Source organism: Rhizobium ecuadorense (assembly GCF_001187535.1).
GTDB lineage: Bacteria > Pseudomonadota > Alphaproteobacteria > Rhizobiales > Rhizobiaceae > Rhizobium > Rhizobium ecuadorense.
Window position 1 is genome coordinate 1 of sequence record NZ_LFIO01000682.1, and the last position, 248, is coordinate 248.

Annotated in this window: 1 protein-coding gene; it reads right to left on the reverse strand. The window is 64.9% G+C overall.

The features are described 5' to 3' along the window. A partial coding sequence (locus AF337_RS12860; protein WP_160320295.1) for a substrate-binding domain-containing protein occupies window positions 1-248 on the reverse strand: 248 nt, incomplete at both ends.

Below are 248 nucleotides of genomic sequence, written 5' to 3' on the forward strand. Positions count from 1 at the left end.
GTTCCGGAATGACGCGTTCGTAACCCGGAGGCGCATCGGGCTTTTCAAGCCGCCGCTCCATCAGCTCGACGGCGCGCAGCGCCATGGTCAGCGGGTCCTGGCGGAAGGTGGTGAGCCTGTAGCTCAGCCAGGAGGATTCCGGCACGTCGTCAAAGCCGATGACGGCGACGTCCTCGGGGATGCGCAGCCGGGCTTCCAGGCGCACGACATCCATCAGTCCGAAGGCAATCTGGTTGTTGGCGCAGAAG